This is a genomic window from Phocaeicola salanitronis DSM 18170, from assembly GCF_000190575.1.
Lineage (GTDB): Bacteria > Bacteroidota > Bacteroidia > Bacteroidales > Bacteroidaceae > Phocaeicola > Phocaeicola salanitronis.
The window spans coordinates 1,789,666-1,806,436 of the sequence record NC_015164.1 but is presented as its reverse complement, the minus strand read 5'-3'; the positions used below and the strand labels follow the sequence as shown (position 1 = coordinate 1,806,436).

Below are 16,771 nucleotides of genomic sequence, written 5' to 3'. Positions count from 1 at the left end.
TAAAGCACTTAAAGTAGCACGAACGGAATGGACACGGTAGCCAACGGATATGATGGCATCGAGATTATAGAACGCAGTGTTATATGCTTTATCATCCCCGGCAGTATGTGCAAATTTTGCGTAACCATCCGAAATCCGCCGTGTTTCATTGTATATTATTTAATCGTTATACTTTTGCATAAAGTTTCAACATCAGAGTGTGGAATAAGGCAGATCTTTCATTGGTCATAAAAGCCGTTTTAAATGTTTTGTCCCCACATTCTTACATCAGAAACCGGATAGTTCAATGGGCTTTTGACCCCGCATTCGCAATGATGGTTCACGATGTACAGATGTTGTTTAATAAAAAGTTTTAGACTATGACCTACATTGGAATCGATGTCAGCAAGGCGACTTTCGTTGTCGCTTATTCTTCCGCCAAGACCGGCAGGACAAAAACATTTAAGAACACGGTAAAAGGTGTCCGTGAGTTCATCCGAACCATCTCAGCAACAGAGCATCATTGCGTTTTGGAAGCCACAGGCAATTACAGCGCGTTGCTCGTTTACCTGCTTTCAGAAGCCAGAATTACCGTCAGTCTTGAGAATCCGCTGAAGATAAAAAACTTCGCCCGTGCCATGCTCTCCGTCACCAAGACGGACGAGATTGATGCCCGTCTGATAGCCCTGTACGGCGAGAGGATGCAGCCGGTTCCTTACAAGTTGCGCAGCGATTCAATACTCATCCTGAAACAGAAGCGCACGGTACTACGCCAGCTTAAAAAGCAACTTGTGGCAACACGCAACCTCAAAGGCTCGCTGGAAGTTCTTCCGTCTTTCGACCCTGAATGCAAGAAAACCATCGAAAAGACGATTGTTTTCCTTGAGAAGCAAATCAAGGCAATGGAAGAGAAAATCACTTCCCTGGCGCAAGGCGAGTACAAGAAACAGATGGACTTGCTCACCTCAATCAAAGGTATCGGCGTCACACTGGCTGCCGCGCTTATCGTGGCCACCGGCGGGTTCACTTACTTTGATAACGCCAAGCAACTTACCCGTTATCTGGGCTTGTCGCCTACTTACCAACAATCCGGTACGTCAGTCAATGTCAAAGGTCACATCAACCGAAACGGGGATTCAAACCTCAGAAGCCAGCTCTATGTGGCGGCTTTTTCGTCACTCAGGTACAATACCGAGTGCAAGGCATGTTTCGAACGTTTGCGGTCTAACGGCAAGCCGGGCAAGGTGGCGGTCGTGGCGGTCGCCAACAAACTTGTAAGGCAAGCCTTTGCAGTGGTCACGCAAGGAAAGCCGTATGTCGATGGGTTCAAGTCCGAAAGGCAATAAATACTCATCTGCTGAGGGAACGCCATGCGGCAAGGGGCTGAGCAGTCAGCCCCGACGAGCTTTCCATGCACGACAACTTGCATGATTATGCTAATTATCGTTAACCGTATTCAATTTTCTTATTATAGTTCATTTAAAATTATAAGGCAGTAACTTTACAAGTTCCTCTTCTGTATCGTTAGGCTTCATATTAGCAAGTACATATTCCAGCCACTTAAGTGGATTCACTCCAACTATTTCGGAACTTCCCAACAGCGAATAAATGACTGCATTGTCTTCAGCCCCCTGGTCAGTCTGGCTGAACAGAAAATTTTTCCTTCCCATGACAGTTGGCCTTTGCCCGCGTTCGACCGTATTGTTGTCAATAAGATATCTTCCATCATCCGCATATCTTCTGACTCTTGGCCATAGCTTGTAGGCATATTCCAGTGCTTTACCAAGTGCGTCATCCGGTGTACACTGGTACTGGACGCTTTCCATCCATGCCTCCATGGCATCAATGACCGGAAGTGCCTTTTCAATTCTTTGGACACGGATTTCCTCCTCAGAAGCTCCTCTGCTTCTGAGGTTCTCTTCCAGCATATAAAGTGTGGCGATGTATTCAAGTGCATTGGCTGCTTGCACGGGGTGGCTTTTCTGTGCTTCGATGAACTTTCTTCTGATGTGTGCCATGCAGGTCAGAAGTACTATCCCGGTCACCGATTCAAAATAGTCATACACCTTATATCCGTCTGTCTGAACGGCTCCCCTGAAGTGCCTCAGCTGCGCTCTGGGGATTTCGCCCGCACGACTTCCTTTATGGTAGTAAAAGTAGGTTCCGTGACTTTGCGCACGTGCATCCCTGAACTGCCATGCGTAGCCGTGACGGCAACTCTGTCCCGGACGGTCGGCTATGCGCCAGGGCACTTCATCCGCCTGAAGATAATCACTTTGAAGAATATCATCAACATGAGTCTCATAAAGAGGGTAAAGCTTGTCTGCCGTTTTGTGTACCCAGTCATTGAGCGTGGAGGTGGAGAGTTTCACTCCTGAATCAGCATACATCTTCACCTGACGATATTCAGGAATATGATAAACGAACTTGTCAACGAGCAACCCTGCAAGGAAATCTGCCGCTACATGACCTCCACCAAGTACAGCAACCGGAGCCGGAGCCTGCAGTATGACAGGCGAAGGAAGATCCTTCTGCCCTTTCCTTCTAAGTATCGGTCGTTCAATACACTCCACCCACACACGGGCGGGAGTACGGTGAAGAATACGCTCCACGTCCTTTCCTATAATGTCATATTCATCAAGATTCACGTTACTGGGGTATTCCGTATGCCATTCTTCAGGTACACCCATATACAGATAGCGCTCAGGCCGCCCTGGTTTCTTTTTCCCGGCAGTACGGCGTTTTTCAGCCTCTTTCCTGATTTCCTCTACGGTTTCGGCAATGGCGCTTGCTTTGGAAGCGGCAGCCTCATTGAAGAGCCCGTCAAACAGGGTCGGCCCCTGCACGGCTTTCTTGTCACGCTTGCCTCCCCAAAGCAGACGTTCAAGGTAAGCGACACGTTCAGTCAAACGCTGGACTTTGACCTGTAATTCTTCATATGTTGGCTGTCCTTTCATACGGAAAAGATACTAATATTCAACGGGATAACCAACTTTTCATGCAGGTATTTTCAGAATGAGAAGACAGTTTTGCATTATCGTTTGAAAAGGAAGAAGAAGCTGTTTGAAATCTTTTGCGTCGAGCGGCATGAGGAGAGATGCCTTCCATAAGAAGGACAAGTTCGTCCCAGCGTATGGAACGGAAGCCGATTCCTTGACGGAGGAATATTTTGGGATGGAAACGCCCCTTGGACAGACGCTTATAATATAAGGTATATCCACCCCGCTCCCAATGAAGAAGTTTAAGAACGGTACGGCTACGGTTAGAGAATACATAAACATCACCATTCAGCGGATCCAGCTGGCAGGAACGTACTGCACCACAAAGGCTATCAACACCTTTGCGCAAGTCTATGGGATTGTAGCTCATTACAAAGCGGTTGTTTTCATTCAAGTTGAACATGGCTTTTTTGAAAACAAAGGTCGAAACTTTCCTGAATTTAAAAAACACGGCGGATTTCGGATGGTTACTCTACTCATCATTTGGTAAGCAAGGAAGAGGAAATGCACTTCAATTGGGATTACTTCAAATGCGTGCTGGCTATTCCGAAAGCCGAGATGGATGCAAACGAGAATATGGTGCAGAATCCGGGTTATGATTCGGTTATTGAATAATGTCAAGCCTTATGAAAACAGGTTTGTATAAAATGTATTTGCTGGTCTTTTGCTTGTTACACTTCGGCTTGATAGCCGGAGTGCAGGCAGAAGACAAGAAACCGGATGTGCCGGTCGAATGGACGGCTGACGGTCCTTATCTGCTTCATCAGGCAGACGGAACGGTACGTATGATTGTGGTAAAGCCGAATGGAGAGTTGTTGGATACGCTTTATTCATCGCTTCCTGATAATTATACGTTTCCGGTTGTGTCAAGTGACCAACAACATCGTTTCGACGTGACATTGCATCCAGAAGAGCGTCCTGAATGGAAGACGGAACAGCCGGATAAGATATTTGTCACCTCCGATCCTCACGGTAATTTGGATTGCTTTATCAGCTTGTTGCAAGGGAATCGGGTGATTGATGAGAACTATCATTGGAATTTCGGATCCAACCAGCTGGTCATTATCGGGGATGTGTTTGACCGGGGCAATGATGCAATTCAGATATTTTGGTTGATTTACCAATTAGAGTGGGAAGCGCGTCAGGCAGGAGGGCGTGTCGATTTTCTATTGGGCAATCATGAACCGATGGTGCTGATGAATGATTTGCGCTATACGAAGCCTAAGTATAAACAGTTGGCTGAGAAGGTGGGAATGAAGTATGCTGATTTGTTGGCATCTTCTACCGAATTGGGCAAATGGTTGATAACCCGCAATACCATACAGGTGTCGGGCGGGAATCTTTTTGTTCATGCAGGGCTTAGCCGTGATTTCTTGGAACAGAACCTCGAAATTCCTTTTGTCAATAAACAGATGAGCAGCGGGCTTTATAAGAATAAGGCGCAACGGAAAGAAGCTTCTCCGATGGTTTATTTTCTTTTCGGAAGCTATGGTCCTATCTGGTACCGGGGCATGGTAAAGCAGGCAGAAAAATATCATCCGTTAGCTTCGGATACATTAAACCTTATTTTGGACCGCTATCAGGCAGAGCGCATCATTGTTGGGCATACGATTTTTGAAGATATATCTACGTTCTATGGCCAACGGGTGATTGCAGTGAATGTAGATAATGCGGAGAATCGGGAGAAAGGCAAGGGAAGAGGAATCTTGATTGAAAAAGATTGCATTTATGTGGTTGGAGATCAAGGAATCCTACGTAAGCTGGATTGATCTTACTATGCATTCAAGCATGCGTTTTGACGAACATAAGTGAGTCGGCTGTTTCACATAAGTAACTCAGGCGTTTCACATAAGTGAGTCAGCCTTTTCACTTATGTTCGTTTGCGGGGTCTCTTCGCCAATCCCGCATCTTCTGTACCCGATGGACGGGGCTTCATAAGATAAGGATGACGCTATCAGTTCTGTAGAACACAGAGCCAACCTCGTTTTGCTTCTGAAATATGGCATGGATTTCATTAAGAACTACACCATGAGTGGATGGGTGAAGATGCCGAACTATCGCCTCAATCTGCCCGACTATTCCGACCGTGCTATCTTTGAAGGATTGGTCAATCACCTTATCCATCGGGATTATATGGTGATGGGCGGTGAGGTACATATTGACATCTACGATGACCGTGTAGAATTAGTTTCGCCCGGCGTGATGCTTGACGGCACACAGATTCAAGACCGAGACATATATAATGTCCCGTCTATACGCTGCAACCCCGTCATTGCCGATATGTTTACCCAACTCGATTACATGGAGAAACGTGGTTCCGGTCTGCGCAAGATGCGTGAACTGACGGAGAAGTTGCCCAACTTCCTACCCGGCAAGGAGCCTCACTATAAAACCGAAGCATCCTCTTTTTTCACCACCTTCTATAACTTGAATTGGGGTGAGAATGGTAGAATCTCCGTAGAAGAGGTGGCCGACAGGGTAAACAGTACCCTCAAACAGTACCCTGTAAACGGAGAAGCTTCGGAGAGAAAGTTCGGTGTAAACGAAAAAAGTTCGGAGAAAAGGTTCGGTGTAAATGCTGAAAGATTCGGTGTAAACGAAAAAAGTTCGGAGAAAAGGTTCTGTGTAAAAGGAGAGGATGCATCTAAAAGAGTTAGCAGGACAGGGCAAAAAATAATAGACTTAGTTATTTCCGACCCTTCTATAACAGCAGAAGCAATGTCTGTAAAAATTGGCGTGTCCAAGCGGGCAGTTGAAAAGAACATCAAAGAGTTGCGTGAGAGAGGCATTCTCGTCCATGAAGGTTCTGACAAGGCAGGCTATTGGCGTATCATCGTAAAACCATAATAGGGAGGGCGTGACACATGACAATCTTTATCTTGGTTTCCATCTTATTGGTCGCAGCCTTGGCGATAGCCTTGCTTAAAGAGAAAGTATCCATCCTGATGGAACGTCAAAGCAAGCTTGCCAGTTCCTACGTATTTGCAGAACATGATTTGATTCTTCCGCCCTCAATCACAGTCCAACCAAACGAAATGTGCAGTCAGCAGGAACTCATGTACTACGTTTACTCCGCTTTCTCCAATATAGGCAAGAAACGTAGTGACATAGTAAGTTTCTTATGTCAGGTTTTCAAGGCATACTTTCCTGCTGGTGAGAGTTCTGTATCAAAGAAGATGCCGGGATTGGATAAGGTTAAGGAGAGAAGAGAAAAAGAAAACAAGTCCAAGTAAAATTCCATATACATATTGAAGTATATTTCAATATAAAGTTGTTCTTCAACATACATTTGTTAGAAAAGCATTATAATCGGAACTGAATTTCAATTATAATGCTTACCTTTGCATTTAAACATATCATAGAAAGTATGAATAAAGACATAAATCGTTTGAAGGTGGTTTTAGCTGAAAAGAAACGCACCAATAAATGGTTAGCAGAGCAGCTTGGAAAAGATCCAGGAACTGTATCTAAATGGTGTACCAACACTATGCAACCGAATTTAGAGACATTGGTTGAAATCGCAAAAATCCTTGAAGTAGATATTAAGGATTTATTGTGGTCAATAAAAAACATTTAATTGAACAGATACAAATGCCTAAAATAATAGCATCTCTATTTTCTGGATGTGGTGGTCTTGATTTAGGATTTACAGGAGGATTTACATTCAGAGGACAATTTTACGACAGATTAAATACCGAGATTTTGTTTGCAAATGATTTTGATCAAGACGCACAATCTTGTTATAATGCCAATCCATTATTAACAAATAATGGAGCTAATTGTCTTTTAGCTGACATTAGAGATATTGATGCCAATGAAATACCAGATTTTGATATTCTCTTAGCAGGTTTTCCATGTCAACCATTTTCTAATGCAGGCAAAAGGCAAGGAGTAGATGATGAAAACGGAAGAGGTACTTTATTTGAAGAATGTCATAGAATAATCGCTGCTAAGATTGAAGCAGGACATCGTCCTCAAGCTTTTTTATTTGAAAATGTCAGAGGAATTCTTTCATCTCATGTTGCGAATGGTAATAGTGTTCCTGAAGAAATCGTTAGAATTATGGGCGATTTAGGTTATGACGTATCATACAAATTAGTTTGTGCTTCTGACTACGGAGTCCCACAAAAACGCTATCGTGTTCTAATGGTAGGAATAGATAGAGAATTAAATCTTGGACATTTCGATTTTAATTTATTGGAAACAATTGTTCGTGAAAACAATATACCATCTGAGCATTATGGGAACATTGAAGAATTAGTACTGGGACGGATATTGCAAGGTGTGGAAAATTTGCCTGATAATGAAGTATGGGAGTTTAGTCCAGGAACACAACAAACCGTAGATTTAATCGGAAGCTGTGCTCATGGCATTGAAGGATTCCAATATTTTTATGATGGATATTCCCACGCAAATTTGCCGGCAATTTGTATGGAAGGAAAATCATGGAAAGACATACCATATGAAATGCTGACTCCACGATTTAGGAATATCTATGATAACCCAAAGCGTTATCATGCTCCAAAATTTTTCAGGCGATTTGCTTTTGGAGAAATTTGTGGTACAATTACAGCTTCTGCGCAGCCTGACAAATGTGGAATTACCCATCCCATTGAAAACAGGAGGTATTCTGTTAGGGAGTGTGCAAGAATTCAGTCCTTCCCAGATAACTATCTGTTCAGCACAATACCTTTGCCTGCTAGGTATAAAGTTATTGGCAATGCTGTTCCTCCAATACTTGGATGGGTTATGGCAACAGCTTTGTTAAGATTCCTCCCAATTAATGAATAATAGATATGGCTTACATTGATAAAAAATCCCTATTGACTGCATATAAAGTGTTGTCCCACAATACAAGTAGTCCTTTTAGTCAAGGTGCTACTCAATTTATAAGTGCTATCAGGTACTTATTCGCATTAGATCGTTTTGTTTTGAAAAACAACAAAAATTGCGATACAAAAGAAAAAGAGGATAGAGAGTTATTTATAAAATATGTAGGAGACATTGTAAGTATAGATGGTTCTTGTTATACATCGAATTTTTTTACAGATATAAAAGACGAAAAAGATTATAAAGTTGGAAGCAATTTTTTCTCTGTAAATGTTGTAAAGGAGTCTATCGCAAATCCGGTAGTTATACATGATTTTCCTCGTAGGACAAAAGATGCTGCATTATTTAATGTTCAAAATGGAGTTTTGTCTATAAACAGAATCTTGTATAAAAACATTAAGAAATATCTAAAAGACAAAGATTGTAGAATAGCTCTTGCCATATGGCTATGTAGGAAATACAATTTTAGTGTTTCGGAAATTGGACTTCCTGAAATCAAGAGATATTTGGCAAAATACTATTCTACTGAATTATTGAACGAACTATTCTCAACAGATTCCGACTTTACTGAATATATAATAACGTATGGAAATTTAAAGATGTCACGAGAAGAAGCAATGATTTCTCCAAAAGAAATTTACAAAATGTTTGATAAAGAGGATAATAATGGTACGAATTCTCAATATTACAAGTATATAGACATCATTACCGCAATTAAGACCAAGCCCTTTCTTTTGCTTGCCGGTATATCCGGTACAGGAAAGAGCCGCATCGTACGTGAACTTGCCCGTGCATGTTGGGACGAAGATTCCATCGAATACAAAGCCCAAAAACCTAAGAATTTTGAGATAATTCAAGTTAAACCTAATTGGCACGATTCTACCGAACTAATTGGATATGTAAGCCGTGTTAGTGGAACTCCTGTATATGTGATTGGCGATTTCTTAAGATTCATTACGCAGGCATGGGAAAATTTGGATATACCTTATTTCCTTTGTCTGGATGAAATGAATCTTGCTCCAGTAGAACAATATTTTGCGGAATTTCTTAGCGTAATAGAATCTCGCAAAAGTAATGAAGACGGAACGATTACAACTGATCCTATCCTAAAGAAAAGTACGGAAGATTGGTATCGGGTGTTGACTGCCGAACTAACAGGAGGCAATGAAACGTTAAGAAACCGATTTTTGGAAGAAGGCATAACTATTCCACAAAATCTAATTGTAATGGGTACGGTAAACATGGATGAAACCACCTTCTCTTTCTCCAGAAAGGTTCTTGACCGTGCCATGACTATAGAAATGAATGAAGTGGATTTGTATGCTGGACTGGACAGCAAATATGAGCATATTGGCAAATTAAATAGTGACATGCTTATTGGTACAGCTGTAGAAGGTGTGGATGTATATGCAGATAATGAGGAAGTTTGCAATAAGGTATTAAGCTATTTGCAGGCTGTAAATGATGTACTTAATGGCACACCATTCAAGATAGCCTATCGTACACGAAACGAGTTCTTGCTTTATGTGGTAAACAATTTACCCTACAACTTGGATGAAAAAGGAAATGAGTTTAGCGAGGATGAGGTCATAGCAATAGCATTGGATGAAATAACAAGCATGAAAATTTTGTCTCGTATTGAAGGTGATGATACAAAAATCAAACATTCACTTCTTGAGAGCTTGATTGCTACTATCGAAGCGCAATTATTGATATTGACCGGAGAAGAAAAGAAAATAGAATCTATTTCTGTAGCCAAACTGAAAGAAATGAAAGAACGATTAACATTATCTGGTTATACAAGTTTCTGGAGCTAAAACAGGAAAAGATATGTAAGAGAAGATGGAACTGCTTACAATAAAACATCAGGATTTTGAAATGATTGTCGAATGTACAAAATTCGATAACATTTGGAATAAGGCAAAGAATAATGTGGGAGAAGAAAACTTATACTCCACTTATTCTTGGTCGGAAGGAGTAATGTCTGTTATTTTAAGCAACCATATTGGAGAACAGATTACGATTGAAAATAGCCAACAGGCTCCTGCTGTTTTTTTTGATAATACAGATTATCCTATTTGGATTGAGTTCAAGGACTATGTGAAGAAAGCACAATTTGGCTCCATTCTTCAAAATGAAAATGATAAATTCACTTTTCGAAGACAAATATTAGCCGGTTTCTTGAATTATGGCAATGAGGTTGGACGCAGTGAAATACAAATCATATATCAAGTAGGAACAGAAGTCCGTAATTTTGCCTTCTCCTTTGAAGTGTTGAGTACAAAGCTTAATTATCACGAGCACTGGAAAACTATTATAGAGGATATTGAGCAGGAGTACAGAATGCTTTCGCTGGATTATATGAGAAGAACCTTTCATGGCTTTTCCCCAGATATAAGTGGTGAAACTCCGGAAATAATTTGGTGGAGTGTCTTTGCCAACGAACAAAAGAAATTTATCCAGGCATGCAAAAATATCATTGACCGTCCAAGACACCGTTTGCATGAAAAGGCATCATATAAACGTGCGGACAGATTGACGTTTATCCCATCTTGCGTAGAAAACGAACTTGCAGAACATAGATCTGACAGCTCACATTTATATCGTGTAGAAGAATGTGCACGGACAAATGATACACAGGAAAATAGATTTTTGAAATTTGCACTTAGCCAAATTACAAAGAAATATGAGACCTTGAAAAAGCGTATAGAAGTGATAAAGAATGCGTCTGATGTAATGAAAGAGGATATGCAAGTTACATTGGCAACGTTGAGACATTTACAACAGAATCCCTTTTTCCGTACCGTGGGAAATTATAAAGGTCTGAGTCAAGAAAGTTTGGTTTTGCAAAAGGCTACTGGATATAGTCAGGTATATCGCACATGGAGTTTGCTACAACGTTCTTATTCTCTAAATGATGGCATATATCGTTTACAAACCAAAGATATAGCAACACTTTATGAAATATGGTGTTTCATTGAAGTAAGCCACATCGTGAAAGAGCAACTGCATATAGACGATGAAGACATAGACCATCGCAACCGCATGGAGATGAACGGCCTGTTTACATGGGAACTGGGCAAGGGTGAGCACTCACGCATCCTGTTCAAGAAAGACGATGTGGAACTGGCAGAATTGGTGTATAATCCGAAAAGTACAGAGCGTGAAAACGGTTCTATCGGAATGAGCAATCTTGTGGTTCCGACGGTACCGCAGAAACCGGATATTGTTTTGCAGTTGACCAAAAATGATCTTCATAATAAAATGAAATTCACATACCTGTTTGATGCCAAATATCGCATTGAAGGTAAAGAAGGCAATGTAGATGTACCACCTGATGATACCCTTAACCAGATGCACCGCTATCGTGATGCTATTTATTACAAGGAATACGACAAAGCTCCTTTAAAGAAAGAGGTTATTGGTGGGTATATCCTTTTTCCGGGCGATGGCGAACCGCTAGAAGTGCAGAAGTCAAAGTTTTATGAGACAATAAAAGAAGTGAATATCGGTGCGTTTCCATTACGTCCAAAAGATCAAAAGAACAGAAATCTTCTGGAACACTTCATCGGTGAACTTATAAACAAGAAGTCTACTGAAATTATTGACAGAGTGATACCGCAGAAAGGTACGTTCGTAGAAGTGGGTAACCGTATCTTGATTGGCTTGGTTACGAACAGTAGTCGTAAAGGATATTTTCAAAATTTCCTTGACGGAACTGCTACGCTATATTACACCGGCAGTCATTTCCCGACTACAATAGCCTTGCAAGACTTACACTATTTTATGCCATACATAAAAGGGCAGGGCATTCGTGATGTATATGAAATTGTACGGGTGAGAACTATCACAGCTAAAGAGGCAAAACAAGTAGAAAGCGAAGGAACAGCAGATGATTTGCGTTTGGCATTTGAATTGCGGTTCAGCCGTAAACTCTTTGAGGGTTATCGTCAGATAGACACTCATAAAATGGTTAATCATACTTTTGTAGACACCACGTTTGATAAAATTGAGGAATGTGTAATAATTGATGAAATATAAGATGCAGATTCTTTATACTATAGTGATGCCATAATTGCATTAAATAACTTTTATTTTCAGGAAGCATGTATTAACAGATTATTTTACCTTTGGCTAAAATGAAGAATATTGATAAATTACATCTGCGCGATCATTTAACACTAAATGAAGGTGCTTATTTTTTTAAGAAAAATGAAATAGAGATAGGGAATAATAAAATACATGAAATATTTGATTCTGTACTTAATGAAATTGAATACAAACTACTGACTAAAATTTATCGTGAGAAAGAGTGTGTAAATATACCAGATACACAAGAAGTTTATTATTCTTTGCTTGTTTTCAAATTCACAACTTATCCCTCTTTCTTAGATTTTGAAAAAGAAGAATTCCCACCAATATTGGCAGAAAATAAGTTGGCATATTTGCTTATTGTGGAAATAAAAGATTATGTTGTTATTATAAAGAAAAACATTTCTCACATTAGTTCTTTCATAAATAGCCTAACTCCAATACCAGCAGATACATTGGCAGGAGTGCTGATAGACAATGATACTGTTTTTCAGCAAATGAAATTAAGTAATATGAATATGAACGAAAATGCCATGCGCAATAAATCATATGAAGCCAATAGTTTGGAAAATACAATGCCAATGTTTGGTTCTAACCATACAGTTGTCAATACAGCACGATTTTCCAATGCCGATGGTTTGTGTTCTGTAAACATAAACACTTCAAGATTAGCCAAATTTGGATCTAAGAAAAATTTTAAAAAATTATTGGAATGGATGAATATTTTGATTGCAAAAATTGATGTATATATTCCACAAGAATCATTTTTTTCACGTTTTGCTAAACCACAATCATGGAAAAAACAGAAAGACAATTTAGAACCGGTATCACTACTAATTGGTATATTCAAAATTCATTCTTATATTCAAAGTCTTCAATGTACAGATATTTTTTTGAAAAAAGAAAAAGAAGGAAAAGAAGAATATGTAGTAAAAACAGATATCTTTGAACAATATATAAAGACAGGAGTTAAGTGTCTTTCTTTGGATGAAAAAGAAATAGATATTTATAGAAAAAAGGGCAAACGTAATATTGGTGTAAAAAAGATGAAATCAGGCTTGAAGATTGTGGCATGTGGTAATTTATTTGATTCTTTGTATTATTGTGAAGACGATGGGAGATACGTGAAAATTATTGATTTAATTAACAACTTGGGATGTTTTTCTATTGGCTTCTCGGATTATTCATATATATACATGGGCAAGAGGCTTTATATGAATGTAGGTATACAAAAAGATTTTGAAGCTATTCTCTCTATATTATATCCAGTGCGTGAGATTGCAAATGTTACAAGTGAAAAAGGTGATGGATATGACGCGACAAGTACGGATTTTAAAATTGACTCAATGTTTAGCGTTGTAGAAAAAAACATATTTAAAGATGCCGATTTCTTATTTTGCGACGATTTGGGTAATGAGTGGGCTGACCATATAGCCATCAAAGAAAATTCAATATCTTATATTCACTCAAAATGTAATGATGGAAGCGCAACTCTTTCCGCATCCAAGTTTCAGGAGGTCATAGGTCAAGCTATAAAAAACATTGGTAATATGAATCCTGATGACAAAGCCATCGAAAAGAAAATGGAAAGGATGGATGGAAAATGGAATAAGACCAATATAAATAAATGCAGAATAGGAGTATCAATAGATTATGAAAGGTTGTATAAAAAATTAAGATATAATCCTAATAAAGTACAGGAAATCTGTCTTGCCGTAAACTATCTATCTAAGTCTGCTTTAACTAATGCTTTTGATAAAATAAAAAACGGACAACCTTTTAAACAGAAAAATTATGTAGTGCAGCTTGCTTGGTTATTGAGTGGATTCATCTCTACCTGCAAAGATGCGGATATTAATTGTCGTATTTTCTGTAAAGAATAGTGAATCATCAAGAACTTTATTGATTTACTGCAGTCATCCAATGGGTTTTAAATTAGGATGAAATTAACGAATACTATTAGGAATGGATACATTGACCAACGAACAACGCCATCGCTGCATGACCGCCATACACGGAAAGGATACCAAGCCAGAAATATTGGTGCGGAAATTCCTTTTCAGCCGAGGCTTCCGCTATCGGCTCAACCATCCACGTCTGCCCGGTCACCCAGATTTGGTGCTGCGTAAATACCGCACGGTCATCTTTGTGAACGGCTGTTTTTGGCATGGTCATGAGAATTGCAAATACTTTCGCCTGCCTAAGACTAACATTGACTTTTGGCAAAAGAAAATTGAACGGAATCAGGAACGTGATAAAAAGGAACAATGCCAACTCGCAGCTATGGGTTGGCATTGCATCACTGTATGGGAATGTCAGCTGAAACCTGAAATCCGGATGCAGACATTGGAGTCATTGGCTTATACTTTAAACCATATTTTCCTTGAGGATCGAAAAGTCAAAGCATACGGGATGCCTGAATCTGATGATGGTCTTATGGCGGCAGAATCAAGACTTCCGTATGAGAAAATTGAAAATGCAAAACATGTGTAATTCTTTTCCACTGATTGTGGCATTATGTCTTACCTGCCTAATGCACAAATAATAATTCTGTGAGATATATCCAATTACTGCTACGCGCTGTAGCAGTTTTGCCTTTAGGGATACTGTTCTAAAGTCGGGGCGTAATTATGGAAATGGGTACGTTGACAAAATAAAATAGGGCATAACTCATTGAGCTACACCCTATTTTCTATTATTAGTTATCGTTGTTTACTGATACTTACTTCACTTCCTCAAAATCCGCATCCTGCACATTGTCTTTGTTGTTTGTGCTTTGGCTGTTGTTTGCCTGACCAGCGTTAGGACCTGCTTGTGCACCTCCTTGAGCACCGGTCTGGGCATACATTTCTGCGCTTGCGGCTTGGAAGGCAGCCTGCAGTTCTGCGCTTGCGGCATCGATACCTGCCAAATCCTGAGCCTTGTGGGCATCTTTCAATTTCTGAAGAGCGGCTTCGATAGGAGCTTTCTTGTCGGCAGGAATCTTGTCGCCAAGGTCTTTCAACTGATTTTCGGTGGTGAAAATCAAGCTGTCTGCCTGATTCAGCTTATCTACTTTTTCACGTTCCTTCTTATCGGCTTCTGCATTGGCAGATGCTTCGGCTTTCATACGTTCGATTTCTTCTTTGCTCAAGCCAGAGGAAGCTTCGATACGGATAGCCTGTTCCTTGCCGGTAGCCTTATCTTTGGCAGATACTTTCAGAATACCGTTGGCATCGATATCGAATGTAACCTCAATCTGGGGAACACCACGGCGAGCCGGAGCGATACCTGTCAAGTTGAACTGACCGATTGACTTGTTCTGTGCTGCCATCGGACGTTCGCCTTGCAATACGTGGATGGTCACTTCGGTCTGGTTATCGGCTGCCGTAGAGAATACTTCGCTCTTCTTGCACGGGATAGTCGTGTTGGCGTCAATCAGTTTGGTCATGACACCACCCATGGTTTCGATACCCAAGGTCAACGGAGTGACATCCAGCAATACGATGTTGCCTACACCAGCTTCTTTGTTCAATACGGCACCCTGAATAGCTGCACCTACGGCTACTACTTCATCCGGGTTTACACCTTTTGAAGGAACTTTACCGAAGAAGTCTTGAACCAGTTGCTGAACTGCCGGGATACGTGAAGAACCACCTACAAGGATGACTTCGTCGATATCCGAGTTGCTCAAGCCTGCATCGCTCATGGCTTTCTTGCACGGTTCCAGACAAGCCTGGATTAAATCGTGGGTCAATTGTTCGAATTTAGCACGAGTCAGTGTCTTAACCAAGTGCTTGGGCACACCGGCTACCGGCATGATGTACGGCAAGTTGATTTCGGTAGATGAAGAAGAAGACAATTCAATCTTTGCTTTTTCAGCTGCCTCTTTCAGACGTTGCATAGCCATCGGGTCAGTAGTCAGGTCGGCACCTTCATCGTTCTTGAACTCTTGAACCAGCCAGTTGATGATAGCTTGGTCGAAGTCGTCACCACCCAGGTGTGTATCACCATTGGTTGCCAATACTTCGAATACGCCGCCACCGAATTCCAATATTGAAATATCGAATGTACCGCCACCGAGGTCGAACACAGCTACTTTCATGTCCTTGTTGGCTTTGTCGACACCGTATGCCAAAGCGGCTGCGGTCGGTTCGTTGACAATACGTTTCACGTCCAGTCCTGCAATCTGTCCGGCTTCTTTCGTAGCCTGACGCTGTGAGTCTGAGAAGTATGCCGGAACGGTAATAACGGCTTCGGTTACTTCCTGGCCCAGATAATCTTCAGCGGTTTTCTTCATCTTCTGAAGAATCATGGCTGAAATTTCCTGCGGAGTGTACAGACGTCCGTCGATGTCTACACGCGGTGTATTGTTTTCTCCTCTTGCTACTTGATAAGGGACACGAGAGATTTCTTTCTGAACTTGGTCGTATGTTTCACCCATGAAACGTTTGATAGAATATACTGTACGTTTCGGGTTCGTGATAGCCTGACGCTTAGCGGGGTCGCCCACTTTACGTTCGCCGCCGTCTACGAATGCTACGACTGAAGGAGTGGTGCGTTTGCCTTCGCTGTTGGCAATCACAACCGGTTCGTTACCTTCGAATACTGCTACACATGAGTTTGTAGTTCCTAAGTCAATACCAATAATCTTTCCCATAATTGTATCTATTTTATTTGTTTACTGATTAAATTGATTCTGCAATGCCGAAGCATTACGCTTATGGATAAGCAAATGCCGTGCCACGCGGAGAACGGGCACTTATCTTGCGAAGAATGGCTGACAAAATGGCGCAAACCTGACAGACAAGGGGATAATGCGGGTATGGATTCGGTAAAAATTGCAGGGAGGGATATGAATTAGGCTTTATTAATGTCGGGGTTTCTACCTT

The 16,771-nt window shown here is 40.9% G+C and carries 12 protein-coding genes and 3 pseudogenes; 11 read left to right on the top strand and 4 right to left on the bottom strand.

Annotated elements, in window-relative coordinates:
* Nucleotides 1–12 precede the first annotated feature (12 nt).
* Nucleotides 13–117: pseudogene (gene rhuM / locus BACSA_RS20455) on the bottom strand (RhuM family protein); the annotation flags it as partial.
* A 242-nt stretch (nt 118–359) separates the two neighbouring features.
* Here rhuM and BACSA_RS07905 point away from each other — a divergent pair.
* Nucleotides 360–1,325 carry an IS110 family RNA-guided transposase gene (locus BACSA_RS07905; RefSeq protein WP_013617584.1) on the top strand — a complete coding sequence of 322 codons (966 nt, stop codon included), beginning with the start codon at nt 360–362 and terminating at the stop codon, nt 1,323–1,325.
* 129 nt (nt 1,326–1,454) lie between these two features.
* Here BACSA_RS07905 and tnpC read toward each other — a convergent pair whose 3' ends face one another.
* Nucleotides 1,455–2,936, bottom strand: a complete 1,482-nt coding sequence (gene tnpC / locus BACSA_RS07900) for an IS66 family transposase (protein WP_013617583.1) — start codon at nt 2,934–2,936, stop codon at nt 1,455–1,457.
* A gap of 19 nt (nt 2,937–2,955) precedes the next feature.
* A complete protein-coding gene (gene tnpB, locus BACSA_RS07895; RefSeq protein WP_169311443.1) occupies nt 2,956–3,372 on the bottom strand; it encodes an IS66 family insertion sequence element accessory protein TnpB in 417 nt (138 codons plus the stop codon).
* An 89-nt stretch (nt 3,373–3,461) separates the two neighbouring features.
* On the opposite strand from tnpB, the gene BACSA_RS20745 reads away from it, so the two are divergent.
* The 10 genes and pseudogenes from BACSA_RS20745 to BACSA_RS07850 all read left to right on the top strand — a co-directional run bounded on the left by BACSA_RS20745 (nt 3,462) and on the right by BACSA_RS07850 (nt 14,393).
* A complete protein-coding gene (locus tag BACSA_RS20745) occupies nt 3,462–3,593 on the top strand; it encodes a hypothetical protein (RefSeq protein WP_262501255.1) in 132 nt (43 codons plus the stop codon).
* A gap of 11 nt (nt 3,594–3,604) precedes the next feature.
* Nucleotides 3,605–4,747 carry a metallophosphoesterase gene (locus tag BACSA_RS07890; protein WP_013617581.1) on the top strand — a complete coding sequence of 381 codons (1,143 nt, stop codon included), beginning with the start codon at nt 3,605–3,607 and terminating at the stop codon, nt 4,745–4,747.
* A gap of 128 nt (nt 4,748–4,875) precedes the next feature.
* Nucleotides 4,876–5,825, top strand: a pseudogene (locus BACSA_RS07885) (ATP-binding protein); the annotation flags it as partial.
* Between the two features lie 101 nt (nt 5,826–5,926).
* A pseudogene (locus BACSA_RS07880) lies at nt 5,927–6,211 on the top strand (hypothetical protein); the annotation flags it as partial.
* A gap of 134 nt (nt 6,212–6,345) precedes the next feature.
* A complete protein-coding gene (locus BACSA_RS07875) occupies nt 6,346–6,555 on the top strand; it encodes a helix-turn-helix transcriptional regulator (RefSeq protein ID WP_013617580.1) in 210 nt (69 codons plus the stop codon).
* Entirely contained in the window at nt 6,534–7,769 is a 1,236-nt protein-coding gene (locus BACSA_RS07870; RefSeq protein WP_245546593.1) for a DNA cytosine methyltransferase, read from the top strand. Before BACSA_RS07875 ends, BACSA_RS07870 begins: the two co-directional genes overlap by 22 nt.
* A gap of 5 nt (nt 7,770–7,774) precedes the next feature.
* Nucleotides 7,775–9,625: an McrB family protein gene (locus tag BACSA_RS20585; protein WP_013617578.1), complete on the top strand. Its 1,851-nt coding sequence runs from the start codon at nt 7,775–7,777 to the stop codon at nt 9,623–9,625.
* 25 nt (nt 9,626–9,650) lie between these two features.
* Nucleotides 9,651–11,849 carry a DUF2357 domain-containing protein gene (locus BACSA_RS07860; protein WP_041583936.1) on the top strand — a complete coding sequence of 733 codons (2,199 nt, stop codon included), beginning with the start codon at nt 9,651–9,653 and terminating at the stop codon, nt 11,847–11,849.
* A gap of 98 nt (nt 11,850–11,947) precedes the next feature.
* Complete coding sequence (locus BACSA_RS07855) at nt 11,948–13,783, top strand: hypothetical protein (RefSeq protein WP_013617576.1); 1,836 nt, start codon at nt 11,948–11,950, stop codon at nt 13,781–13,783.
* A gap of 82 nt (nt 13,784–13,865) precedes the next feature.
* Nucleotides 13,866–14,393, top strand: a complete 528-nt coding sequence (locus tag BACSA_RS07850; protein WP_013617575.1) for a very short patch repair endonuclease — start codon at nt 13,866–13,868, stop codon at nt 14,391–14,393.
* A 229-nt stretch (nt 14,394–14,622) separates the two neighbouring features.
* Here BACSA_RS07850 and dnaK read toward each other — a convergent pair whose 3' ends face one another.
* Nucleotides 14,623–16,539 carry a molecular chaperone DnaK gene (dnaK, locus tag BACSA_RS07845; RefSeq protein ID WP_013617574.1) on the bottom strand — a complete coding sequence of 639 codons (1,917 nt, stop codon included), beginning with the start codon at nt 16,537–16,539 and terminating at the stop codon, nt 14,623–14,625.
* Nucleotides 16,540–16,771: the final 232 nt, after the last annotated feature.